Here is a 23,347-nt window from a genome sequence, read left to right as displayed (position 1 = left end):
TGTTAGCGTTCACCAAATTTAAACAAAATTTTCTTGATGAACGAATGGAGAATATGGGAGTATTCGTATTCTTCTCACAATAATGAAAGATGGCTGCATAATGTCTACAAACTTAAGCATTCTCGTTCTAAATGGGCCAAACCTTAATCTGTTAGGCCTGAGAGAGCCCGCTCATTATGGCTCTAACACGCTCAGCGATATTGTTGAGAACTTAGAAACCAGAGCAAAGAAAGAAAACATTGAACTTCAGCATCTGCAATCTAACAAAGAATACGAATTAATTGAAGCGATCCATGCCGCTCACGGCAAGGTCGATTTTATTATTATTAATCCAGCAGCGTTCACCCACACTAGCGTGGCACTACGTGATGCTTTGCTGGGTGTAGCCATACCGTTCATTGAAGTGCACTTGTCTAATGTACATGCACGTGAACCGTTCCGCCATCACTCTTATCTATCAGATAAGGCCGTTGGCGTTATTTGTGGGCTTGGCGCACAAGGCTATGACTTCGCTCTGTCTGCAGCCATCAAGCACTTGCAGGCAAAGTAAGACCTAATACTCTACAGCTCTAAGAGCTGTCTTAACCATAAGTAAAAGAGAAAGACAAAATGGATATCCGTAAAATTAAAAAACTTATTGAATTAGTTGAAGAATCTGGCATTGCGGAGCTAGAAATTTCTGAAGGTGAAGAGTCCGTACGAATCAGCCGTAACGGAACTGCTGCTCCTATCGCAGCTCCTGTTCAATATGCAGCAGCTCCTGCACCTGTAGCCGCTCCTGCTGCTGTGCCTGCAGCACCTGCAGCTGAAGCGACTAGTGCACCAGCAGCTCCTGCTGTACCTGCTGGTCACCAAGTTCTTTCTCCAATGGTTGGTACTTTCTACCGCGCACCTAGCCCAGACGCTAAATCATTCATCGAAGTTGGTCAGTCTGTAACAGCTGGCGAAACGCTATGTATCGTTGAAGCGATGAAGATGATGAACCAAATCGAAGCTGATAAATCTGGTGTTGTTACTGCAATCCTAGTTGAAGACGGCCAACCAGTTGAATTCGATCAACCACTTGTTGTTATCGAATAATTATAGAGGCAGTATCTCATGCTAGATAAATTAGTCATCGCGAACCGAGGTGAAATTGCACTTCGTATTCTTCGCGCATGTAAAGAACTTGGCATCAAAACCGTTGCTGTACACTCTACTGCTGACCGCGATCTAAAGCACGTATTGCTTGCTGACGAAACAGTTTGTATCGGTCCAGCTCGTGGTATCGATAGCTACCTAAACATTCCTCGCATCATTTCTGCAGCTGAAGTGACTGGCGCTATCGCTATTCACCCAGGCTACGGCTTTTTGTCTGAAAATGCTGATTTTGCTGAGCAAGTTGAACGCAGTGGATTCATTTTCGTTGGCCCTAAAGCAGAAACAATTCGCATGATGGGCGACAAAGTATCAGCGATCACCTCAATGAAAAAAGCAGGTGTTCCTTGTGTACCGGGTTCTGATGGCCCACTTGACGACGATGCGACAAAAAATAAAGCACATGCGAAGCGTATCGGCTACCCAGTTATCATCAAAGCATCTGGTGGCGGCGGCGGTCGTGGTATGCGTGTTGTTCGTTCAGAGCAAGAGCTAGTAGAAGCCATCGCAATGACACGTGCGGAAGCAAAAGCCGCATTCAACAATGACATGGTTTACATGGAAAAATTCCTAGAAAACCCACGTCACGTTGAAGTTCAGGTAATTGCTGATGGTCAAGGTAACGCGATTCACCTAGGTGAGCGTGACTGCTCAATGCAGCGTCGTCACCAAAAAGTGGTTGAAGAAGCACCAGCTCCAGGTATCACTGAAGAAATGCGTAAGTACATCGGTGAACGCTGTACTCGTGCATGTATTGAGATTGGTTACCGCGGTGCGGGTACGTTCGAATTCCTATACGAAAACGGCGAGTTCTATTTCATCGAAATGAACACGCGTATTCAGGTAGAGCACCCAGTAACAGAAATGGTGACTGGCGTTGACTTGATTAAAGAGCAGCTTCGCGTTGCTGCAGGTCAGCCTCTTTCATACACTCAAGATGATATCAAGATCAGCGGCCATGCCGTAGAGTGTCGTATCAATGCTGAAGATCCAGTGCGTTTCCTACCTTCACCAGGTAAAATCGACCGCTTCCACCCACCAGGTGGCATGGGTGTTCGTTGGGAATCTCATATCTACACTGGATACACGGTTCCACCACACTACGATTCGATGATTGGTAAACTGATCACGTTTGGTGAAAACCGCGACGTGGCGATCGCTCGCATGAAAAATGCTCTAGGCGAAATGATTGTAGAAGGCATCAAAACAAACATCCCTCTACAAGAGTCAATCATGAACGATGAAAACTTCCAACACGGTGGTGCAAACATCCACTACCTTGAGAAGAAGCTTGGCCTACAGTAAAGCCAACTAAGTCGTTATGAAAGCATCGAAAAGCCACCATTGCGGTGGCTTTTTTCTGTTCAATTACTTATCACTTCAACAGTTCTAGGGATTGTGTAAGTTTCATGCTAGACTGCGTCCCCTGTCGTTAAGCTGTCCAAATTTTAAGCGAAAATAACATGCCTTGGATTCAAATTAAGCTCAATGCTACATCAGAAAACGCTGAACCTATCGGCGACCTTTTGATGGAGCAAACTGGCGCACTATCGATTACTTTTCTAGATGCTCATGATACTCCTGTATTCGAACCTCTACCGGGCGAAACTCGCTTATGGGGCGATACTGATATCCTTGCTCTTTACGATGCAGAAGCAGACGTAGAAGTAGTGCTTAGCACACTAAAATCCAGCCAGTTGCTTGAAGATGGTTTTGCTTACAAAGTGGAACAGTTAGAAGACAAAGACTGGGAACGTGAATGGATGGACAACTTCCACCCAATGAAGTTTGGTGAGAGGCTTTGGGTTTGCCCAAGCTGGAGAGAAGTCCCTGAACCAAATGCAGTCAATGTAATGTTAGACCCAGGACTTGCCTTTGGAACAGGAACACACCCAACCACCGCTCTTTGCTTAGAGTGGCTTGAAGGGTTAGACCTGTCTGGAAAAACAGTTATCGACTTTGGTTGTGGCTCAGGCATTTTAGCGATTGCTGCAATCAAACTTGGAGCAGCAAAAGTCATCGGGATCGATATCGATCCACAAGCATTACTTGCTTCTAAAGACAATGCCGAAAGAAATGGCGTTGTCGATCAACTTGACGTCTATTTACCGCAAGATCAACCTGAAGGTCTAATCGCTGATGTAGTGGTTGCCAATATTCTTGCAGGTCCACTGAGAGAGCTTTCCCCTATCATTAAAGGACTGGTTGCTGAAAACGGCTGCTTAGCGATGTCTGGTGTATTGGATACACAAGCAAATGATGTCGCAAGCTACTACAGCGATGAGTTCCAATTAGACCCTATCGCAGAGCAGAGCGAATGGTGTCGCATCTCAGGAATGAAACAAAGTTCGTAAGCGTTTTTTGATTAATTGGCTGATTTTCATACAAATTACAAAAACAATTTGTAAATGCTCAAATATTAGTCTTTTCACGCAAGAAAAAAATGCGTAAAATGCGCGCCCTTGCCGATGCGAACTGTGAAGACATTTTGAGAATAGGAAACTATCAACTAAAGAACAATTTGATTGTTGCTCCGATGGCTGGAGTCACCGATAGGCCTTTTCGCGAACTGTGTCTTAAATACGGTGCTGGAATGGCTGTCAGTGAAATGATGTCATCCAACCCTAAACTTTGGAAAACAGCAAAGTCAAAACAACGCATGGTTCATGAAGGTGAATCAGGGATCCGCTCTGTACAAATAGCCGGTTCCGATCCAACCCTCATGGCTGAAGCCGCTCAATTTAGTGTTGAGAATGGTGCCCAAATTGTTGATATCAACATGGGCTGCCCGGCAAAAAAGGTAAATAAAAAACTCGCGGGCTCTGCGCTACTCAAGCACCCAGATATCATCGAAGATATTTTGAAAGCAGTGGTGGAAGCAGTCGATGTCCCTGTGACATTGAAAACCCGTACAGGCTGGGATACAGAGAACAAAAACTGTGTCCAGATAGCTAAATTAGCCCAAGACTGCGGCATTCAAGCTTTGGCTTTACATGGTCGAACAAAAGCTTGCATGTACAAAGGAGAGGCCGAATACGACAGCATCAGAGCGGTCAAACGTGCTGTTGATATCCCAGTGATTGCCAATGGTGATATTGATAGCCCTAAAAAAGCGAAACAGGTACTTGAGTACACTGGCGCTGACGCTTTGATGATCGGTAGACCTGCACAAGGTCGCCCATGGATTTTTAAACAAATCCAACATTATTTGGAAAACGGCACAGAAATGCCTGAACTCCCAGTTGAGGAAGTGAAAGGTATACTGCTCGGCCATGTTGACGCTCTACATAACTTTTATGGGGAGTATTTAGGACCTCGCATCGCGCGCAAGCACGTTGGTTGGTACCTAAAAGAGCATGGGCAAGCAAGTGATTTTCGCCGTACTTTCAACGCTATAGAAGCTGCTCCGCAGCAGATCGAAGCGTTAGAAAGTTATTTTGATAACGTTGCATCATAATTAGAGAAGAGCTAGACATAATATGTTCGAACAAAATCTGACATCAGACGCTTTAACAGTAACTACTGTCACTTCACAAGACCAAATCACTCAAAAGCCATTGCGTGATTCCGTTAAAGCATCTCTTAAAAACTATCTTGCTCAATTGAATGGCCAAGAAGTCACTGAGTTATATGAGCTAGTTCTAGCTGAAGTAGAGCAACCTCTTCTAGACACTATCATGCAATACACTCGCGGAAACCAAACTCGCGCAGCAACTATGATGGGTATCAACCGTGGTACTCTACGTAAGAAGCTAAAGAAATACGGCATGAACTAAAAATTGGTTAGCTAATTTGTATTTTAAGCCCCAGATGAGCAATTATCTGGGGCTTTTTCATACCCATCTATTCACACCTTTATCAGCATTGCTTTCACTAAAAGCAGCAACTATTGATAGCTCTGATAGCTCTGTTCTCCAGCTATAAGACCATAGTCGTAGAGTGGCCTTTCTTAACCTTATTATGACATTAGCTTTATATTCGTACGGTTAGTCTTTGGGCAAACAAAACAAGAACAAAGAGGACATCCAGCGTGAGTTATAAACATATTTTGGTCGCAGTCGACCTGTCAGAAGAAAGTAACTACTTAGTGAAAAAGGCCGTAGCCCTTGCTGAATCACTAAAAGCAGAACTGTCACTAATCCATATCGATGAAAACTACAACGAACACTATATCGGCCTCATTGATATCAACTTAAAAACTCGTGAATACTCGGAAGAGTTCATAGCTAAACTCGCAGAGAAAACAGACTACCCACTAAGAAACACTTTCGTTGGTAGTGGTCACCTATGCGACGAGCTATGCCACACGATTCGTGAATTCAATATCGATATTCTTGTATGTGGTCACCACCAAGACTTCGTCAGCAAATTCTCTTCTTCAGCGAAGAAAATCATAAATCGCTCACCAGTGGATATGTTGGTTGTGCCGATTATTAAAGAATAAGTGGTAACCTATTGTCGTTTGTCCTGTGTTTCAGGCAAACGGCATACTTCCCTCTTTCACCTACTTTTTCACTTCCATTACTCACCTTATTTAACCGACAATAAGACTGCATACCTGCCAGCAGTCTATTTTACTACTAAGCAGAAACACTTATAAATTATGGAGCTCCACCAGCATGATGGGAAAATTGCATCACGTTAGTCTCACCTGCGACTCGATAGAGCCTTGCATCAGCTTTTATCAACGTTTTGGCTTCGTTGAAGAGAAACGTTATGAAGACCAAGAGATCATCATTGTGTTACTTAACAACAGTCAAAGTGCGCGAGTCGAGCTGTTTGAATTTAAAGACTCTCGAGAACAGAGTTCTGAGCGTCAGTTCTTAGAACTCCGTAAAAAAGGCATATCACATTTAGCAATAGAAGTGGTCAGCATTGAAGAATGTCACTCTTCGTTAAGTCGCTTGCAGGAGTGCAGCTCTATTCAACAAGCTCGACTGGGAGGTTTTCGCTACTTCTTTACCACCGACCCAAGTGGGAACAATGTAGAAGTCTTATCCCCTACGGTACAAGAGCAAAACCAAAGCTAACTACTTTTTATCGCTCCTCTGCAACTTCCTGACTTCAGGAAGGTACAAAAAAGGCTCCTAGTTAGGAGCCTTAAAAACCATTGCTTACGTTGCTAAAGAGAAGCCTATACCTACACTCTGGGTTCGGTGGTTGTACTCGATGAGGCTTTGTCCATAACCGTTAAAGTATTGCAGCATCATGCTCATATTACTAAGTAGTGGGATCGTATAGTCAACTTCAACAGCGCCACGTTTCATGCCACTCTCAATGTTAGTCAATGCCACAGAAGTCGTCATTTTGTTATCAAACTCATACTCATAACGAATTTTCTCGTGACCTAAGTAATGAGCGATGTCCGGGTTATGTAGGTCACTAGACTCGGGCTTAAAGATCAGCATCCATGGCTTCACACTCAGTAGCCAATGGTTACCTGAGGTTTCTAAGTTTGCATACACTCGGTTCCAGCTACGCTCATATTCTCCGCCACGACCGTTTGACTGATGCACAACACCATAGTTTATACGCCAGTTCTTATGGAAATGATCTGAGAAAAACACCTCTGGCATGTAGTTCGTTTCCCGGAAGTACTGGGATTTTGCATAAAATTGCCAATACATTAACTGGGTGTAACCTGCATTCAGGCTGTAGTTAGGATTGCCAAGCATATCCTTCCAAAGAGGCATTCTAAAGCTGAACTGGGTCTTGAACTCGGAGTTCATTACCTCTTGGTCATCTGGAGTCTGGCCGTTATAAACTTCTTGGTCAGGGCTACCCGTGTAGTAGTAAGGCAATACGTAAGTCGGTTGGTAAAAACTAATACCGGCTGGTATATCACTTATCTTTTCTTCCTGAAGGATTTTTCTCTCAAGAATCGAGTCTGAGTCAGGGGCAATATCAGTCAACATATTTGAGACAAAGCTGTTGTCCTTCTCAGCTTGGTTTGATTGGTCAGCTTTGACCGGTGTAGGAGTAGAGGCCGTGTCTACTGGCGGATTTGTCTCTGCCATCACTTGGCAGCTTAAAAGAGCCCCCAATACCATTGCTACAGATTTTATATTAAACGCTTTCATTTTCAGCACTCTTTTATTTTTACAGTCTCCGATTAGATAAATCGGCCGGAGCGAATGCTAAACGAGCAAAGTTTAAACATCAATGCCAACTCTTTCTCATCCACTATAGTTGACATAACTCTGAAATATCTTCTGTTTCAAGTACCTTTCACACTCAAATAATGCAACAACCAAACAACATACTTTTCACAGCCATTCATAGCTATTGACAAAAAACTCTAAATATCTCGATCGAATTGAGAAGTTGAAGCTATAGTTTTATTAGTTTCGTAACATTTGGGAGCAAAGATGAACATATCTCTTCGAGAAAAATGGATTGAAGGGCTAGTTTGGCTTCTTGCTGCTATTTTATGTATGTTTTTTTATGGCTTAGGGCCCACTGCTATAGTGGTTGTAGCAGGTGTACTCTCGCTATTGGTAAGTGCGTTAAAAACGAATAAAAAGGCAGACTCTGACAACACTGACGTAGATAAAAGTGCTGATAGCCAAATAGCTTCACACATAGAGAATGAACTTACAGTTAATGCCGTTAGCACCGCAGAAGTTTCTTTCGCGATTGATCAGCTTAAAGTGCAGACCAGCAACCAAGTTTCTTCTGTCCATCACATAGCTGAAACCTCAAAAGACATTACTGAAACTCTCACAAATACCGCCACCTCTGCTCAACATGCGTTAGATGCAGCAAAAGAAATGCACAAAGTCGGCACACTAGGTATGACGCAGTTAGGCGCTGCCATCGAAGGTATGCAAGAAATTACAGTACAAACGACCGCTTCTGTTGAGCAACTCGACAATTTAGACGCTCAGGTCAATCGCATCAAAAGTGTCGTTCAAGTGATCGAAGATATTGCCTCTCAAACGAACTTACTCGCGTTAAACGCAGCTATTGAAGCGGCAAGAGCTGGCGAGTTTGGCCGTGGGTTTGCGGTTGTAGCTGATGAAGTAAGAGGACTTGCGGAACGTACTTCACAAAGTACCGATGAAGTTGCCCATATCGTGCAAGAGATATTCAACGAAACTCGCGAGGTCATTAAGACGATTCAAGAGCTCTCCACAAAAGTAGAAAAAGGTGCAGTAGATATCGAAAGTGTTGGAGAACAACTAAAAACTATCGCATCTCAGGCTCAAGGTGTTGAGCATCAAGTATCAGAAATTACTCATGGAATAGAAGCCAATGAGCACGGTTTGATTCAGATAGGGAAGTCGATTGAAAAAGTAAACCTTGAGCTCGAAGGCTCTGATGCTGAGCTGTCTAAGCTGCAGAAAGAAGGCGAAAAACTGATGGAGATCGCCGAACATGTAAACGGTGTATTGGTCGAACACTACAACAAAAGCATTCACTGGCCATTCTATAAACTTGCTTCAGATCTTGCTGCGAAGATCGGCGAATGTTTTGAGCGCGATATCTCAGCAGGCAAAATCTCTGAGCAAGCACTGTTTGACCGCAGACATGAACCTTTTGGCAGCTCGAATCCACCCAAATACAACACCAAGTTTGATAAGTACTGTGACTCTCTTCTCCCTCCATTACAAGAGCCTGTAGTAAAAGAATTAGATGACATCGTGTATGCAATTGCAACGGACGACAAAGGCTACGTTCCAACCCATAATGATCAGTTCTGCAAGCCTCTAACCGGCGACGACAGCATAGATATGCTGAGCAATAGAACCAAACGTATTTTTGGGGACCGTGTCGGATTACGCTGTGGTGAACACACTAAAACTATGCTGCTACAAACTTATAAACGCGATACTGGTGAGATCATGCATGACATATCGGTTCCTATATACGTTAAAGGTCGGCATTGGGGTGGTTTGAGGATGGGATATAAGCCACCTAAGCGATAGACAGTCGTAAGTAATGGAATCGGCATTGTTATATTGAAAATGGAATTTGCAAATACAACCTAAAAACTAGAGCGTGTGTCTCATTTTACAGACTTAGCCCCAGCATTAGTTTTGATTGGATACTTTTGACTACCCTTAACTAATAGCCTTGACTACAGTTATTACTATCAATAACAAAAACAACCTCAATGGCTAGCTAGCAGAAACAATAAGCAAGGAAGCATAATATGGACTCTCTAGCTCTTCGCTCGTTTACGATTCAAAAGCGCCTTATTTTAATGATAGTGGTGCTGATGATTGTCATGATGATTCCGCTTGGTTATGTAATTAACCAATACGAATCAGACTTAATGTCAGCCAAGCAAACCAAAACACGCCACCTTGTTGAGACCGTGTATAGCTTGATCGATCATTACCATAAGCTACAAACCAGCGGCGTATTGCCTGAAGCCGAAGCCAAAGAAGCGGCGCGCAAAGCGATTGAGCAGCTTAGGTATGAGTCAAAAGATTATTTTTGGATTAACGATACCAAGCCTTCGATGATTATGCACCCAATCAAACCGGCTCTGAACGGTAAAGATCTAGCTAATGTCAAAGACCCAACAGGTAAAAAACTGTTTGTAGAGTTTGTCGATGCAACTAGAAAAAGCGGTGAAGGCTTTGTCAGTTATATGTGGCCTAAGCCAGGTTCTGATGTCGACGTAGAAAAAATATCTTTTGTTAAGTTGTTTAAACCATGGGGTTGGATTGTTGGTAGTGGCGTGTATGTTGATGACGTCGATGCGATTGTTTGGGAGCGAGTTAAGCTTGTCCTTGTTGCTTTAGCTCTATCATTAATAGTCGCAATCGCTCTCGCCATATGGATAAGCCGCAGTATCAGCAACCCATGTAAAGAGACACTGGATGCGTTGAATGAAATTGCCAGCGGTGATGGAGATCTTACGCGTAAGCTACCAGAATCAGGCAAAGATGAATTAGCGCAGATTGCAGTGTCATTTAACATGTTTACCCAAAAAATTCGCTCCATAGTGCAAGATATGACACCTGTGGGTGAAGGCATTACTTCTTCCGCTGTCGACCTTAACGATGTCGCTCAAGATAGTTCATCTAAAGCTAATCAGCAGCAACAAGCAGTCGATACCGTAGCCTCAGCAATGAATGAGTTACATGCGAGTAACCAAGAGGTTGCCAATGCTGCGCAAAATGCCGCAACCGCAGCTCAAGAAGCCAGTGATAAAAGCTCTCAAGGTTCCAGTGTTATAGACCAAGCAACTGATCAAATAGATTCTCTGTCTGACTTACTTAGCCAAACCGAAACCAATACACACAAATTAGCCCAAGACTCAGAGGATGTCGGCACCGTCTTGGATGTGATTCGTGGTATTGCAGAGCAAACTAACCTGTTGGCACTTAACGCGGCCATTGAGGCTGCGCGCGCGGGTGAACAAGGACGAGGTTTTGCGGTTGTTGCAGATGAAGTTCGTACACTTGCCACACGAACTCAATCAAGTACCGACGAAATTGAGCAGATTGTTTCTAGTTTGCAAGGCAGAGCAAAAGAAGTAACAGAGTCCATGGCACAAACGCAAGTTCAATCAGCGCAAACTCAAGAACAAGCAGCGATGGCGAAAGAAGCGCTAGGTTCGATTGAAGAGCAAGTAAACATCATCTTGTCTCTCAATGAGCAAATCGCTGAAGCAAGCTCGCAACAAACGCTCGCGACAGACGAAATTAGCCAAAACTTGACCAACATCGCCGATCACAGTGTACAGACGACTTCTCAAGCAGAGATGATAGCTCAAGCGAGTAGAAACATGATGGAAAGTGGTCAGCAGCTACAAAACAACTTGAGAATGTTTAAGGTGTAACAACAATATGAGCGAGCCTGCAGCTTAGCTTTCAGGCTCGTTCAGTGCTGCTAAGATAGAGCAATGAGCAGCACTATCATCTGAATGACCACAGCACGCATCGTTAATTTTCTTTAGCGCTACACGTATTTTGGTGAGCTCTTCGATTTTTTGATCAATGACATCAAGCTTGCTAGAAGTAACAGCCTTCACTTCTGCACAGCTTCTTACTGTCGCTTCCAACTTAATTTCTAGCAACTCACGAATTTCTTCCAAACTGAGGCCCAACTGCTTAGCCTTCAATATGAAATTCACCTGCTTTTGGTTTTCTTCGTTATATAAACGATAGCCAGATTCACTGCGCCCAGCAGGCGAAATTAACCGATTCTTTTCGTAGAACCTGAGAGTATCGGAGCTAACTCGACATCTTTTTGCTAATTCACCGATCTGAAACATAACTTCCCTACCTTTTAATACTGATATTTCTATCCAAATAGCCGCTATTTTGTCATTTTTTCGCCATGCCAAACGATTGCGCGAGCTTTTTAGGAATAAATTCGTTAGAATGTGCGCCGTCGATTTAGAGGTATTGATAACCTCCTGAATATAGGCAAGGTCTTTACCAAAGTAGAGAAACAAGCTTTAGACAATGACTGAAGCACAACATTCTCCATTTTGGCAAACACCTTAAAACTGTATAACCCCGTGAATTTGAGGAAGAAGGTAGCATGAATAACGCTCGTCCTATTCGCCGCGCACTCATCAGCGTATCAGACAAAACTGGCATTGTGGAGTTCGCGAAAGCGCTTTCCGACCGTGGCGTCGACATTTTATCGACTGGTGGAACCGCTCGCCTGTTAGCCGACAGTGGCTTAGCAGTGACTGAAGTTTCAGATTATACAGGCTTTCCTGAGATGATGGATGGCCGAGTAAAAACTCTGCATCCTAAAGTACATGGCGGTGTACTTGGTCGCCGCGGTCAAGATGATGCGGTAATGGAAACTCACGGTATCAACCCAATTGATATGGTTGTTGTGAACCTATATCCGTTTGCTGAAACTGTCGCAAAAGAAGGCTGTACTTTAGAAGACGCAGTAGAAAACATCGATATCGGTGGCCCAACTATGGTTCGCTCTGCAGCAAAAAATCATAAAGATGTCACTATCGTTGTTAACGCACACGACTACGACCGTGTTGTTGCTGAGATGGACGCAAACGAGAAGTCTTTAACTCTTGAAACTCGCTTTGATTTAGCAATCGCAGCATTTGAGCACACTGCATCTTACGACGGCATGATTGCCAACTACTTCGGCACTATGGTTCCTTCTTATGGTGAAAATAAAGAAGGTGATGCGGAATCTAAATTCCCACGTACGTTCAACCAACAGTTTGTTAAAAAACAAGACATGCGTTATGGCGAAAACAGCCACCAAGATGCAGCTTTCTACGTAGAAGCAAACCCAGAAGAAGCATCAGTCTCTACTGCTCGTCAAATTCAGGGTAAAGCTCTATCTTATAACAACATCGCAGACACTGACGCGGCACTTGAGTGTGTGAAAGAATTTGCTGAGCCTGCTTGTGTGATCGTTAAACACGCAAACCCTTGTGGTGTTGCTCTAGGTGAAAACATTCTAGAAGCGTACAACCGTGCTTACCAAACCGATCCAACATCAGCCTTTGGCGGTATCATCGCTTTCAACCACGAGCTAGACGCTGAAACAGCAGCTGCTATCGTTGAACGTCAATTTGTTGAAGTTATCATTGCACCTAAAGTATCAGCGGAAGCAATCGAAGTCGTTTCAGCGAAGAAAAATGTTCGTTTGTTGGAGTGTGGTGAATGGTCAACGAAGACAACTGGCTTTGATGTAAAACGCGTTAACGGCGGCCTGCTTGTACAAGATCGCGATCAAGGTATGGTTTCTCTAGACGACTTGAAAGTAGTATCTAAACGTCAACCAACAGATGAAGAATTGAAAGACGCTCTATTCTGCTGGAAAGTGGCGAAGTACGTGAAATCTAACGCTATCGTATACGCAAAAGGCGATATGACTATTGGTGTGGGTGCTGGTCAAATGAGCCGAGTTTACTCTGCTAAAATTGCGGGTATTAAAGCCGCCGACGAGAACCTAGAAGTTGCTGGTAGTGTAATGGCATCTGACGCATTCTTCCCGTTCCGCGATGGCATTGACGCTGCTGCAGAAGCGGGTATCAAATGTGTTATCCAACCCGGCGGCTCAATGCGCGATGAAGAAGTAATTCAAGCTGCAGACGAGCACGGTATGGCGATGATCTTCACTGGTATGCGCCACTTCCGTCACTAATTACTACTGAGGCGCTCTCTAGCGCCTCGTTTCACATATTTTGAGGATACATACAATGAATGTTCTTGTAATTGGCTCAGGCGGCCGTGAGCACGCATTAGGCTGGAAAGCAGCACAAAATCCAAATGTAGAAACAGTCTTTGTTGCACCGGGTAATGCTGGTACTGCACTAGAGCCAAAACTTAAAAATGTTCAGATCGACGTTGAAGATATCCAAGGCTTAGTCAAATTTGCTCAAGATAACTCTATCGAGCTGACTATTGTCGGCCCAGAAGCTCCACTTGTTATCGGTGTTGTCGATGCTTTCCAAAAAGCTGGTTTGCCAATCTTTGGCCCCACTGAAGGCGCGGCTCAGCTTGAAGGTTCTAAAGCATTTACCAAAGATTTCTTGGCTCGCCACGATATCCCAACAGCGGCTTACGCAAACTTCACTGAGATTGAGCCTGCGTTGGCTTACGTTCGTGAACAAGGCGCGCCTATTGTAGTAAAAGCTGATGGTCTTGCGGCTGGTAAAGGTGTGATCGTTGCGATGACACTAGAAGAAGCGGAAGATGCAATCAAAGATATGCTTGCTGGCAATGCCTTTGGTGACGCTGGTAGTCGAGTAGTTATCGAAGAATTCCTAGAGGGTGAAGAAGCAAGCTTTATCGTAATGGTAGATGGCAAGAATGTTCTACCAATGGCAACCAGCCAAGATCACAAGCGTGTTGGCGATAAAGACACAGGTCCGAATACTGGTGGTATGGGTGCTTACTCGCCTGCTCCTGTTGTCACTTCTGACGTGTACGATCGAATTATGCAGCAAGTGATCTACCCAACTGTAGAAGGCATGGCGAAAGAAGGCCACCCATACACGGGCTTCTTGTACGCTGGCTTAATGATAGATGGCGAAGGTAACCCTAAAGTCATTGAGTACAACTGCCGCTTTGGCGATCCAGAAACTCAACCAATCATGATGCGCATGCAATCTGATCTTGTTGAACTGTGCCTCACTGCTATCGAAGGCAAGCTTGACCAAGCTGAGTCTAAATGGGATTCACGCGCATCTATCGGCATCGTACTTGCTGCGGGCGGTTATCCTGCATCGTACAGCAAAGGGGATGTAATCTCTGGGCTTCCTAGCCAAGAAGTTGCTGGCGAAAAAGTTTTCCACGCGGGTACTACCGACAAAGATGGACAGGTTGTGACTAACGGAGGTCGCGTTCTTTGCGCTACAGCTCTGGGCAACTCAGTCTCAGAAGCCCAAGCTCAAGCGTACCAGCTTGCGAAACAAATTGATTGGGATGGCATGTTCCATCGCAATGATATCGGCTACCGTGCTATCGCTCGAGAGCAAGAATCATAAACGAGAAAGGCGCTCAACTTGAGCGCCTTTTTTACATCTGGATAAATCAAATTACTCTTTGATGTAGCTTGGCCGAGCAATACATTGCTGATTCTGGTCTGCCATCATCAACAGTGTATCAACTTCTACTGACTTGCCGGAAACCTTGCCGAGAAAAGCAACGTAGCTATCAACAGAGGAAAGACGATTTACCACAAACTTTGGCAATGTCTTATTAAACTCAATTTTGTTGTATACCTTACCATCACAAGACTTGAACGTTTTTCCAGTCCACAGCCCCTGAAGCAAGATCGTACCTTGAGTCTTTTGCTGATTAACAACCGCTGTCACTGTTTGTGCTTCTTGCAAGTAGCGAACCAACTGGTTTTCATTTAGAGGCAGTATATGTCCACCTAAACGGTATTGTTGGTAAATCGCCTCTCCGTCCGCATTAAAACGGATCACAACACTAAACGGCACCATGCCTTGTTTGTCAGTGAGCGTTTCACCTTTTCTAATTAACTCTTGTACCTTCCCTTCATTCCACTTGTAGTAAGTTTTATACCATCCAGATTTACCGTCATTGACGTAATCCGAACCAGAAACAGGGTTTTCAATGGTTTCTGTCGTCCAATAGAAACTTGTTGCATCACCCAAGATCTCACCACCAGTATACTGCGTGGCTTTATCTAGACCAGCTGTCGAGGAGCAACCTGCAAGAGAAGAGATAATTAAAAAAGGTAGAATTAGCTTTTTCATAAGATAAATAGACACCGAGATATTTGCTACCTCGGTGAAGTGTAATCTACTTTACAGAATCTTTCAGCGCTTTACCTGCTGCAAATGCTGGAACATTCGCTGCCGCGATTTGGATTTCTGCACCTGTTTTAGGGTTACGGCCAGTACGGGCTGCGCGGTGGTTTACTTTGAATGTACCAAAACCAATTAGTTGAACCTGGTCTCCCTCTTTAAGCGCTTCAGTTACGCCATCAAGAGTTGCTTCAAGAGCAGATTTTGCTTGAGCTTTAGACAGATCCGCTTTTTCAGCAATAAAGTCGATTAATTGGGTCTTGTTCATTAGGTTTCCCTTCTCGTGTGTTATCGGAATTCAAGCTCACTCTAAAGCATAAATGCCCTGTCTGGCAAAGGTTTGTCGCCAATCTTTAGCTTTAATGACGTACTTTTAACCATAATATGAGTATTAACTCACAATTTGCCACTAATTGACCGTAGGTAAAGGGCTGGCGAGGTATGTCGCACTGCAACTCAATGCGCAACTGCATGTATAACTGTAGTCATTATTCTAAAAAGCAGGAAGGCAAAATAGCCCGTGAACAATATTGTTTATAAAATCCTCAACAGTTTTACTAATAATTCCTCACTGGGGCTTTTGACATATGTTTTGTGTCAATTCTAAGGCAACATATTGCGCAAGATCTCAGCCATGTTACTCTCAATTTTCATAGCAAAGGGATTGATATGTTACTGCTTACCATTTTTGTTGCCATCGCTATTGGCGTTTCGTTCGTCTGCTCTATTTTAGAAGCCGTCTTACTCAGTATTACTCCGGGCTATGTTGCTCAAATGCGACAGCAAGAGCATCGCTCTGCCAAAAAGCTCGTTCGGCTCAAGTCTGATATCGATCGGCCACTCGCAGCCATACTAACTTTAAACACGATTGCACATACTGTAGGAGCGGCAAGCGCTGGTGCTCAGGCTACAATTGTATTTGGCGAAGAGTGGTTAGGAGTTTTCTCCGCGGTGTTAACACTTGGTATATTAGTGCTATCCGAAATCGTCCCAAAAACCGTTGGTGCAACTTATTGGCGCCAATTAGCTCCGGCTACAGCCACTATTTTACGCTGGATGGTTTGGGGGCTTGCACCATTTATTTGGTTCTCAGAGCTCATAACTAAAAGGCTTTCTCGCAATCAAGAAGATACAAAAATGCGAGATGAACTCTCGGCTATTGCCATGCTAGCCAAAGAGCAAGGCGAGTTTGCCGAGGGAGAGTCTAAGATTTTGACTAACCTACTTGGCATTCAAGATATTCCCGTAACCAAAGTCATGACACCAAGACCTGTGCTATTTAGGGTCGAAGCAGAGCTGACTATCAATCGCTTTCTTGAAATCCACCATGACACACCTTTTTCTCGGCCACTGGTATATAGCAAAGAAAAAGACAACGTTATTGGTTTTGTTCATAGATTGGAGTTGTTTAAGCACAGACAAGCAGGCTACGGCGAAACACAGTTAGGTGCGATCATGCGTCCCATACATGTACTGCTTAACACGTTATCACTTCCGAAAGCCTTCGAGCAAATGATGGCTAACCGATTGCAGCTCGCTATTGTAGGTGATGAATACGGTACTGTATTGGGTGTACTGACTCTAGAAGATATCTTCGAACATCTAATTGGAGAAGAGATCGTCGATGAGGCCGATAAGTTCGCAGATATGCAGAAGCTAGCTTTTGAGCGTTGGAAGCAATGGAAAGCTAGCCACAGAATAAACGACAGTGGGGAAGAAAAGAGCGAGTAAAACGCTTAGCTTAACTCAACGCCTATATTGCTGATTGCTTCGTCTCTCAGTTCTTGGCGTAAATCTTTAATTAAATCGATGTCGCGTTCTTGAACGTCTCTTAGAGGCCTAAAGATCGCCCATTGAATGTCCCACTCCGCAGAAACCGCTTCATTCTCTTTTTGGTTTTCGTCGGTAATCGCTTCACCTGTCTGAGCTTCTTCTAGTTGAGCAACGGTAAGCACAGATTGCTGACTGACTTGCTGCATGCTTTCAAATAGATCATCACGGTCAAGTAAACCGTGCAGCATAGTAGATAGAGCAACACAGGCATCAATAGCTGGGTAAACTGCGTAAAAATCAAAGTCGTCTGAGCTAGGAATGATATCTTCTAGTTTCTCTAATTGACGTTCAAAGTTTATTTTTGCACTTTTAACTGTTAACAGCTCCCATACACTATCTAATATTTCACGATATACTCGTGCTTCAGCGTATTCTGTATTGGCGCAAAACGTGGCAAAGTTAGGGTACATGCGCTCACAAAGGCAAGCCATGAAGGTAATCTGTTGCCATGGTTCAAACTTCTCTAGTCGAACCTGAAGAGGGTTTCGTAGCATAATATTCATTCGTTGCGAAAGAAAAAGACAGCGGAAGTGTACTTGATATGTACTAAGGAAAAAAGCAAGCAAATGAATAAAGTTTACCTACTGACACACAACAACGACCAATACGTTCAATTATTGCAAAACCTGCCGTTACCCGGATTAGAAATTGTTGACGATAAGAAAGAAGCCAATATCGTCATCGGTGCGCCACCACTTGCCGCTAAGTGCCTGAATGAATTCACCTCGTTGGAATGGCTTCAATCAACATATGCCGGTATCGAAACTCTTGTACAACCTGAGCTTAGGCAAGATTATTTGCTAACAAATATCAAAGGTATCTTTGGTCAATTTATTTCAGAATACGTGATTGGCTACTGCATACAACATTATCGCCACTTTCCACAGTACCAAGATCAGCAAAATAAAAGAGATTGGCAGCCGCACAGCTACACATCTTTGCTGGACAAAAAAATGGTCATACTAGGCACTGGCTCAATAGGTAACTACCTAGCAAAAGCCGCTACAGCGATGGGCTTTACGGTATCTGGAGTAAATAGAACCGGGATACCAGCAAAAGACTCTGCGTTTGACTCTCTCTATCACATCAACGAAATTCACTCCGTTTTAAAGGGTGCTGATGTCATCGTTAACACCTTGCCTGAGACGAGCAATACTCTAGGACTTCTCGACAAAGAACTCTTCTCAAACTGCCAGAAAGTTTTATTTTTCAATGTGGGGCGAGGAAGTACAGTCAACGAAGACGAGCTTATCGAGTGTATTGAAGCTCAATACATAGAGCACGCGTTTTTAGATGTGTTCACACATGAGCCGCTATCACAAGAGCACCCATATTGGTCTCACGACTCTATTACAGTCACACCTCATATTGCAGCGACTAGCTTTCCAAGAGATGTTATCGAAACCTTTAAAGTTAACTACGATAGGTGGTGCCATGGGTTTAGTTTGGAAAACATAGTGAACTTTGATAAAGGTTATTAATGTTGGAAACTCTGTTAGCAGAAATACGTCGATGCCGTATCTGCGAAGCCCAATTGCCCTTAGGAGCTAATCCAGTAATTCAAGCTAGTTCTGATGCTAGGTTAATGATTGTAGGCCAAGCTCCGGGCACAAGAGTTCACGAGACTTCCATTCCGTGGAACGATCCGAGTGGAGATCGGTTAAGGGAGTGGTTACAGCTTGATAAAACACATTTCTATGACGCCAAAAACATAGCGATCATGCCTATGGGACTTTGCTATCCGGGAAAAGGAAAAAGCGGCGACCTTCCTCCTAGAAAGGAGTGCGCCCCAAAATGGCATCAGAAAGTTTGGGATCAATTACCCAATATAGGTATGACATTGCTCATTGGCCAATATGCTCAAAATTATTATCTCACTAACAAGCCAAAAACACTGACAGAAACAGTGCGCCTGTGGAAAAATTGGGCTCCGCAATACATCCCCCTTCCACACCCTTCACCACGAAATACGCTTTGGCTAAGAAAGAACCCTTGGTTTGAGTCAGACGTCGTTCCTTACATTAGAGAATATGTTCATCAACACTTGGAAAGAAAGTAGCAGCTTTCACTAATCATCTTGAGCACAAAAGCTAATGGACTGCGAAATACCCGTTCTTTTAACTTAGGCTCAATATATGTAGCGAACGAGCCCATGCGCTTCTGGTGTGACAGGCCGCTTTCTTTCAAACAGAGAGGCTAACCAACTGAACTATCACTCTCGCATTCAATATTCCCAAAACGTAAAAAAGCCCCAGTCTTTCGACTGAGGCTTAGTATAAATGGCGGAGTGGACGGGACTCGAACCCGCGACCCCCGGCGTGACAGGCCGGTATTCTAACCAACTGAACTACCACTCCGCAGTGGTATCACTCGCATTCGCAAGTGTCCATCTTTTGTCTTCACATTTGAAAAAGTGAAAATAAATTTAAAGCCCGGCGATGACCTACTCTCACATGGGGAAGCCCCACACTACCATCGGCGCAGTTGCGTTTCACTTCTGAGTTCGGCATGGAATCAGGTGGGTCCACAACGCTATGGTCGCCAAGCAAATTCTTCATCATAAAGTCATCGACTCTACGATTTAATTCGGAAAGCTGTTTTAAGTTCTATTACACATTCAATGTTCTAGTTTGAGTCCCACAAAAACCCTTTTGGTGTTGTATGGTTAAGCCTCACGGGCAATTAGTACAGGTTAGCTCAACGCCTCACAACGCTTACACACCCTGCCTATCAACGTTCTAGTCTCGAACAACCCTTAAGGACACATAAAGTGTCAGGGAAGACTCATCTCAGGGCTCGCTTCCCGCTTAGATGCTTTCAGCGGTTATCGATTCCGAACTTAGCTACCGGGCAATGCCATTGGCATGACAACCCGAACACCAGAGGTTCGTCCACTCCGGTCCTCTCGTACTAGGAGCAGCCCCCTTCAATCTTCCAACGCCCACGGCAGATAGGGACCGAACTGTCTCACGACGTTCTAAACCCAGCTCGCGTACCACTTTAAATGGCGAACAGCCATACCCTTGGGACCGACTTCAGCCCCAGGATGTGATGAGCCGACATCGAGGTGCCAAACACCGCCGTCGATATGAACTCTTGGGCGGTATCAGCCTGTTATCCCCGGAGTACCTTTTATCCGTTGAGCGATGGCCCTTCCATTCAGAACCACCGGATCACTATGACCTGCTTTCGCACCTGCTCGAATTGTCATTCTCGCAGTCAAGCGGGCTTATGCCATTGCACTAACCTCACGATGTCCAACCGTGATTAGCCCACCTTCGTGCTCCTCCGTTACTCTTTGGGAGGAGACCGCCCCAGTCAAACTACCCACCAGGCACTGTCCTCACCCCAGATAATGGGGCCAAGTTAGAACATCAACACTACAAGGGTGGTATTTCAAGGACGGCTCCACCACATCTAGCGACGCGGTTTCAAAGCCTCCCACCTATCCTACACATGTAGGGTCAATGTTCAGTGCCAAGCTGTAGTAAAGGTTCACGGGGTCTTTCCGTCTAGCCGCGGGTACACTGCATCTTCACAGCGATTTCAATTTCACTGAGTCTCGGGTGGAGACAGCGTGGCCATCATTACGCCATTCGTGCAGGTCGGAACTTACCCGACAAGGAATTTCGCTACCTTAGGACCGTTATAGTTACGGCCGCCGTTTACCGGGGCTTCGATCAAGAGCTTCGACCGAAGTCTAACCCCATCAATTAACCTTCCGGCACCGGGCAGGCGTCACACCGTATACGTCATCTTACGATTTAGCACAGTGCTGTGTTTTTAATAAACAGTTGCAGCCACCTGGTATCTGCGACTCCCAATAGCTCCATCCGCAAGGGACTTCACCGTCGAGAGCGTACCTTCTCCCGAAGTTACGGTACCATTTTGCCTAGTTCCTTCACCCGAGTTCTCTCAAGCGCCTTGGTATTCTCTACCCGACCACCTGTGTCGGTTTGGGGTACGATTCCTTACAATCTGAAGCTTAGAGGCTTTTCCTGGAAGCATGGCATCAATGACTTCACTACCGTAGTAGCTCGACATCGTGTCTCAGCCTTAAAGAGAGCCGGATTTACCTAACTCTCAAGCCTACGCACTTGAACCTGGACGACCGTCGCCAGGCCCACCTAGCCTTCTCCGTCCCCCCATCGCAATTGTAAGAAGTACGGGAATATTAACCCGTTTCCCATCGACTACGCCTTTCGGCCTCGCCTTAGGGGTCGACTTACCCTGCCCCGATTAACGTTGGACAGGAACCCTTGGTCTTCCGGCGAGGAGGTTTTTCACCCCCTTTATCGTTACTCATGTCAGCATTCGCACTTCTGATACCTCCAGCAGACCTTACAGTCCACCTTCAACGGCTTACAGAACGCTCCCCTACCCAATACAATAAATTGCATTGCCGCAGCTTCGGTTTATTACTTAGCCCCGTTACATCTTCCGCGCAGGCCGACTCGACTAGTGAGCTATTACGCTTTCTTTAAATGATGGCTGCTTCTAAGCCAACATCCTAGCTGTCTAAGCCTTCCCACATCGTTTCCCACTTAGTAATAATTTGGGACCTTAGCTGGCGGTCTGGGTTGTTTCCCTCTCCACGACGGACGTTAGCACCCGCCGTGTGTCTCCCGGATAGTACTTACTGGTATTCGGAGTTTGCAAAGGGTTGGTAAGTCGGGATGACCCCCTAGCCTTAACAGTGCTCTACCCCCAGTAGTATTCGTCCGAGGCGCTACCTAAATAGCTTTCGGGGAGAACCAGCTATCTCCAGGTTTGATTGGCCTTTCACCCCTAGCCACAAGTCATCCGCTAATTTTTCAACATTAGTCGGTTCGGTCCTCCAGTTGATGTTACTCAACCTTCAACCTGCCCATGGCTAGATCACCTGGTTTCGGGTCTATATCCAGAGACTGAGCGCCCAGTTAAGACTCGGTTTCCCTACGGCTCCCCTAAACGGTTAACCTTGCCACTGAATATAAGTCGCTGACCCATTATACAAAAGGTACGCAGTCACACCACAAAGGTGCTCCTACTGCTTGTACGTACACGGTTTCAGGTTCTATTTCACTCCCCTCACAGGGGTTCTTTTCGCCTTTCCCTCACGGTACTGGTTCACTATCGGTCAGTCAGGAGTATTTAGCCTTGGAGGATGGTCCCCCCATGTTCAGACAGGATATCACGTGTCCCGCCTTACTCGATTTCACTTATGCTGCGCTGTCGGTTACGGGGCTATCACCCTGTATCGCGTGCCTTTCCAGACACTTCACCTGACGCAATAAAAGCTTAAGGGCTAACCCAATTTCGCTCGCCGCTACTTTCGGGATCTCGGTTGATTTCTTTTCCTCGGGGTACTTAGATGTTTCAGTTCCCCCGGTTCGCCTCATTAACCTATGTATTCAGTTAATGATACATGCTTATGCATGTGGGTTTCCCCATTCGGAAATCGTAGACTCAAGTGGCTTTTACTGCCTTATCTACGCTTATCGCAAGTTAATACGTCCTTCATCGCCTCTGACTGCCAAGGCATCCACCGTGTACGCTTAGTTACTTAACCATACAACCCAAAAGAGTTTTGTACGGTCAACACTAAAGGTGTCTCAATTTATTTAAACATGATTGAGACTGATAATTGCCGGACTCAAATATGAATAACTCGAAAGTTATTCCCAAGAACACTTGAATGTGTGTTGGTACCTAAATCAATACAGATTTAGGATTTGAGAACTTTTAATTAGATAACGATAAATCAAATCGTTATCTGTCAGCTTTCCAAATTGTTAAAGAGCAAGATGCATAAAACATCATTCAAATATTCTCGATAGAAAACATTCTGATGATGCAGTTTCTTCAGGCGTGATAAGTGACCAATAGGCATATTTAATATGCTAAAAGTAATTTAACGTGTATGAAGAAAAATGGTGGAGCTAAGCAGGATCGAACTGCTGACCTCCTGCGTGCAAGGCAGGCGCTCTCCCAGCTGAGCTATAGCCCCATCAGGTGTTGATACTATGTGCCAATCTATTAGGAAGTAAATTGGTGGGTCTGAGTGGACTTGAACCACCGACCTCTCGCTTATCAGGCGAACGCTCTAACCACCTGAGCTACAGACCCAGTATCGTCTCTAAAACTTTATAAACCATCAATCTGTGT

20 protein-coding genes, 3 tRNA genes and 2 rRNA genes are annotated in these 23,347 nt (G+C 44.7%); 15 read left to right on the top strand and 10 right to left on the bottom strand.

Annotation, left to right across the window (positions count from 1 at the left end):
* Window positions 1-100 precede the first annotated feature (100 nt).
* From aroQ to L7A31_RS20520, 8 genes are all read left to right on the top strand, one after another.
* Entirely contained in the window at window positions 101-550 is a 450-nt protein-coding gene (gene aroQ / locus L7A31_RS20555) for a type II 3-dehydroquinate dehydratase (RefSeq protein ID WP_237363674.1), read from the top strand.
* Window positions 551-609: 59 nt separating this feature from the next.
* On the top strand, window positions 610-1,080 hold the full coding sequence (gene accB / locus L7A31_RS20550; RefSeq protein WP_237363673.1) for an acetyl-CoA carboxylase biotin carboxyl carrier protein: 471 nt from the start codon (window positions 610-612) through the stop codon (window positions 1,078-1,080).
* Between the two features lie 18 nt (window positions 1,081-1,098).
* On the top strand, window positions 1,099-2,442 hold the full coding sequence (gene accC, locus L7A31_RS20545) for an acetyl-CoA carboxylase biotin carboxylase subunit (RefSeq protein ID WP_237363672.1): 1,344 nt from the start codon (window positions 1,099-1,101) through the stop codon (window positions 2,440-2,442).
* Window positions 2,443-2,600: 158 nt separating this feature from the next.
* Window positions 2,601-3,491: a 50S ribosomal protein L11 methyltransferase gene (prmA, locus tag L7A31_RS20540; protein ID WP_237363671.1), complete on the top strand. Its 891-nt coding sequence runs from the start codon at window positions 2,601-2,603 to the stop codon at window positions 3,489-3,491.
* Window positions 3,492-3,625: 134 nt separating this feature from the next.
* Complete coding sequence (dusB, locus tag L7A31_RS20535) at window positions 3,626-4,594, top strand: tRNA dihydrouridine synthase DusB (RefSeq protein WP_237363816.1); 969 nt, start codon at window positions 3,626-3,628, stop codon at window positions 4,592-4,594.
* Window positions 4,595-4,616: 22 nt separating this feature from the next.
* The gene (fis, locus tag L7A31_RS20530) at window positions 4,617-4,913 is read left to right on the top strand and encodes a DNA-binding transcriptional regulator Fis (protein ID WP_237363670.1); all 297 of its coding nucleotides are present in this window, start codon (window positions 4,617-4,619) and stop codon (window positions 4,911-4,913) included.
* Window positions 4,914-5,167: 254 nt separating this feature from the next.
* A complete protein-coding gene (locus L7A31_RS20525; RefSeq protein ID WP_237363669.1) occupies window positions 5,168-5,581 on the top strand; it encodes a universal stress protein in 414 nt (137 codons plus the stop codon).
* A 175-nt stretch (window positions 5,582-5,756) separates the two neighbouring features.
* Window positions 5,757-6,167 carry a VOC family protein gene (locus tag L7A31_RS20520; RefSeq protein WP_237363668.1) on the top strand — a complete coding sequence of 137 codons (411 nt, stop codon included), beginning with the start codon at window positions 5,757-5,759 and terminating at the stop codon, window positions 6,165-6,167.
* An 84-nt stretch (window positions 6,168-6,251) separates the two neighbouring features.
* On the opposite strand, the gene L7A31_RS20515 is transcribed toward L7A31_RS20520, so the two are convergent.
* On the bottom strand, window positions 6,252-7,217 hold the full coding sequence (locus tag L7A31_RS20515; protein WP_237363667.1) for a phospholipase A: 966 nt from the start codon (window positions 7,215-7,217) through the stop codon (window positions 6,252-6,254).
* Window positions 7,218-7,505: 288 nt separating this feature from the next.
* On the opposite strand from L7A31_RS20515, the gene L7A31_RS20510 reads away from it, so the two are divergent.
* Both L7A31_RS20510 and L7A31_RS20505 read left to right on the top strand, forming a co-directional pair.
* A complete protein-coding gene (locus tag L7A31_RS20510) occupies window positions 7,506-9,065 on the top strand; it encodes a methyl-accepting chemotaxis protein (protein ID WP_237363666.1) in 1,560 nt (519 codons plus the stop codon).
* 227 nt (window positions 9,066-9,292) lie between these two features.
* On the top strand, window positions 9,293-10,933 hold the full coding sequence (locus L7A31_RS20505) for a methyl-accepting chemotaxis protein (RefSeq protein WP_237363665.1): 1,641 nt from the start codon (window positions 9,293-9,295) through the stop codon (window positions 10,931-10,933).
* A 24-nt stretch (window positions 10,934-10,957) separates the two neighbouring features.
* On the opposite strand, the gene zntR is transcribed toward L7A31_RS20505, so the two are convergent.
* A complete protein-coding gene (gene zntR, locus L7A31_RS20500; protein ID WP_237363664.1) occupies window positions 10,958-11,368 on the bottom strand; it encodes a Zn(2+)-responsive transcriptional regulator in 411 nt (136 codons plus the stop codon).
* A gap of 272 nt (window positions 11,369-11,640) precedes the next feature.
* Here zntR and purH point away from each other — a divergent pair, with 272 nt between their 5' ends.
* Window positions 11,641-13,233 (top strand): bifunctional phosphoribosylaminoimidazolecarboxamide formyltransferase/IMP cyclohydrolase, encoded by a 1,593-nt coding sequence (gene purH / locus L7A31_RS20495; protein WP_237363663.1) that lies wholly within the window; start codon window positions 11,641-11,643, stop codon window positions 13,231-13,233.
* Between the two features lie 55 nt (window positions 13,234-13,288).
* Entirely contained in the window at window positions 13,289-14,578 is a 1,290-nt protein-coding gene (gene purD / locus L7A31_RS20490; RefSeq protein ID WP_237363662.1) for a phosphoribosylamine--glycine ligase, read from the top strand.
* Window positions 14,579-14,629: 51 nt separating this feature from the next.
* On the opposite strand, the gene L7A31_RS20485 is transcribed toward purD, so the two are convergent.
* Entirely contained in the window at window positions 14,630-15,316 is a 687-nt protein-coding gene (locus tag L7A31_RS20485; protein WP_237363661.1) for a DUF1481 domain-containing protein, read from the bottom strand.
* Window positions 15,317-15,362: 46 nt separating this feature from the next.
* Window positions 15,363-15,635 carry a nucleoid-associated protein HU-alpha gene (gene hupA, locus L7A31_RS20480; RefSeq protein ID WP_237363660.1) on the bottom strand — a complete coding sequence of 91 codons (273 nt, stop codon included), beginning with the start codon at window positions 15,633-15,635 and terminating at the stop codon, window positions 15,363-15,365.
* Between the two features lie 401 nt (window positions 15,636-16,036).
* Between hupA and L7A31_RS20475 the strand changes: the two genes are divergently transcribed.
* Window positions 16,037-17,098, top strand: a complete 1,062-nt coding sequence (locus L7A31_RS20475) for a CNNM domain-containing protein (protein WP_237363659.1) — start codon at window positions 16,037-16,039, stop codon at window positions 17,096-17,098.
* A 5-nt stretch (window positions 17,099-17,103) separates the two neighbouring features.
* Here L7A31_RS20475 and L7A31_RS20470 read toward each other — a convergent pair whose 3' ends face one another.
* Window positions 17,104-17,694 carry a YjaG family protein gene (locus tag L7A31_RS20470; protein WP_237363658.1) on the bottom strand — a complete coding sequence of 197 codons (591 nt, stop codon included), beginning with the start codon at window positions 17,692-17,694 and terminating at the stop codon, window positions 17,104-17,106.
* 72 nt (window positions 17,695-17,766) lie between these two features.
* On the opposite strand from L7A31_RS20470, the gene L7A31_RS20465 reads away from it, so the two are divergent.
* Window positions 17,767-18,681, top strand: a complete 915-nt coding sequence (locus L7A31_RS20465; protein WP_237363657.1) for a D-2-hydroxyacid dehydrogenase — start codon at window positions 17,767-17,769, stop codon at window positions 18,679-18,681.
* Window positions 18,681-19,259, top strand: a complete 579-nt coding sequence (locus L7A31_RS20460) for a uracil-DNA glycosylase family protein (protein ID WP_237363656.1) — start codon at window positions 18,681-18,683, stop codon at window positions 19,257-19,259. Before L7A31_RS20465 ends, L7A31_RS20460 begins: the two co-directional genes overlap by 1 nt.
* Before the next feature lie 221 nt (window positions 19,260-19,480).
* Here L7A31_RS20460 and L7A31_RS20455 read toward each other — a convergent pair.
* From L7A31_RS20455 to L7A31_RS20435, 5 genes are all read right to left on the bottom strand, one after another.
* A tRNA-Asp gene (locus L7A31_RS20455) sits at window positions 19,481-19,557 on the bottom strand.
* A 73-nt stretch (window positions 19,558-19,630) separates the two neighbouring features.
* Window positions 19,631-19,746: ribosomal RNA gene (rrf, locus tag L7A31_RS20450) — 5S ribosomal RNA — on the bottom strand.
* A 115-nt stretch (window positions 19,747-19,861) separates the two neighbouring features.
* Window positions 19,862-22,751 (bottom strand): 23S ribosomal RNA (locus tag L7A31_RS20445).
* A gap of 362 nt (window positions 22,752-23,113) precedes the next feature.
* Window positions 23,114-23,189 (bottom strand) — tRNA-Ala (locus L7A31_RS20440).
* Window positions 23,190-23,231: 42 nt separating this feature from the next.
* Window positions 23,232-23,308: transfer RNA gene (locus L7A31_RS20435), tRNA-Ile, on the bottom strand.
* Window positions 23,309-23,347 lie beyond the last annotated feature (39 nt).

The organism is Vibrio marisflavi CECT 7928 (assembly GCF_921294215.1).
In the GTDB taxonomy this organism is placed as follows: Bacteria; Pseudomonadota; Gammaproteobacteria; order Enterobacterales; family Vibrionaceae; genus Vibrio; species Vibrio marisflavi.
Note: the sequence above shows the minus strand (reverse complement) of the source record. Positions and strands in the feature narration are given on the sequence as shown.

Excerpts from the sequence above, each read along its gene's own strand:
- L7A31_RS20520 (WP_237363668.1), top strand. The coding sequence starts at position 5,757 with ATGATGGGAAAATTGCATCACGTTAGTCTCACCTGCGACTCGATAGAG.
- prmA (WP_237363671.1), top strand. The coding sequence starts at position 2,601 with ATGCCTTGGATTCAAATTAAGCTCAATGCTACATCAGAAAACGCTGAA.
- purH (WP_237363663.1), top strand. The coding sequence starts at position 11,641 with ATGAATAACGCTCGTCCTATTCGCCGCGCACTCATCAGCGTATCAGAC.
- hupA (WP_237363660.1), bottom strand. The coding sequence starts at position 15,635 with ATGAACAAGACCCAATTAATCGACTTTATTGCTGAAAAAGCGGATCTG.
- L7A31_RS20515 (WP_237363667.1), bottom strand. The coding sequence starts at position 7,217 with ATGAAAGCGTTTAATATAAAATCTGTAGCAATGGTATTGGGGGCTCTT.
- L7A31_RS20475 (WP_237363659.1), top strand. The coding sequence starts at position 16,037 with ATGTTACTGCTTACCATTTTTGTTGCCATCGCTATTGGCGTTTCGTTC.
- accC (WP_237363672.1), top strand. The coding sequence starts at position 1,099 with ATGCTAGATAAATTAGTCATCGCGAACCGAGGTGAAATTGCACTTCGT.
- fis (WP_237363670.1), top strand. The coding sequence starts at position 4,617 with ATGTTCGAACAAAATCTGACATCAGACGCTTTAACAGTAACTACTGTC.
- purD (WP_237363662.1), top strand. The coding sequence starts at position 13,289 with ATGAATGTTCTTGTAATTGGCTCAGGCGGCCGTGAGCACGCATTAGGC.
- aroQ (WP_237363674.1), top strand. The coding sequence starts at position 101 with ATGTCTACAAACTTAAGCATTCTCGTTCTAAATGGGCCAAACCTTAAT.
- L7A31_RS20470 (WP_237363658.1), bottom strand. The coding sequence starts at position 17,694 with ATGCTACGAAACCCTCTTCAGGTTCGACTAGAGAAGTTTGAACCATGG.
- zntR (WP_237363664.1), bottom strand. The coding sequence starts at position 11,368 with ATGTTTCAGATCGGTGAATTAGCAAAAAGATGTCGAGTTAGCTCCGAT.
- L7A31_RS20465 (WP_237363657.1), top strand. The coding sequence starts at position 17,767 with ATGAATAAAGTTTACCTACTGACACACAACAACGACCAATACGTTCAA.
- accB (WP_237363673.1), top strand. The coding sequence starts at position 610 with ATGGATATCCGTAAAATTAAAAAACTTATTGAATTAGTTGAAGAATCT.
- L7A31_RS20485 (WP_237363661.1), bottom strand. The coding sequence starts at position 15,316 with ATGAAAAAGCTAATTCTACCTTTTTTAATTATCTCTTCTCTTGCAGGT.
- L7A31_RS20460 (WP_237363656.1), top strand. The coding sequence starts at position 18,681 with ATGTTGGAAACTCTGTTAGCAGAAATACGTCGATGCCGTATCTGCGAA.
- L7A31_RS20510 (WP_237363666.1), top strand. The coding sequence starts at position 7,506 with ATGAACATATCTCTTCGAGAAAAATGGATTGAAGGGCTAGTTTGGCTT.
- L7A31_RS20505 (WP_237363665.1), top strand. The coding sequence starts at position 9,293 with ATGGACTCTCTAGCTCTTCGCTCGTTTACGATTCAAAAGCGCCTTATT.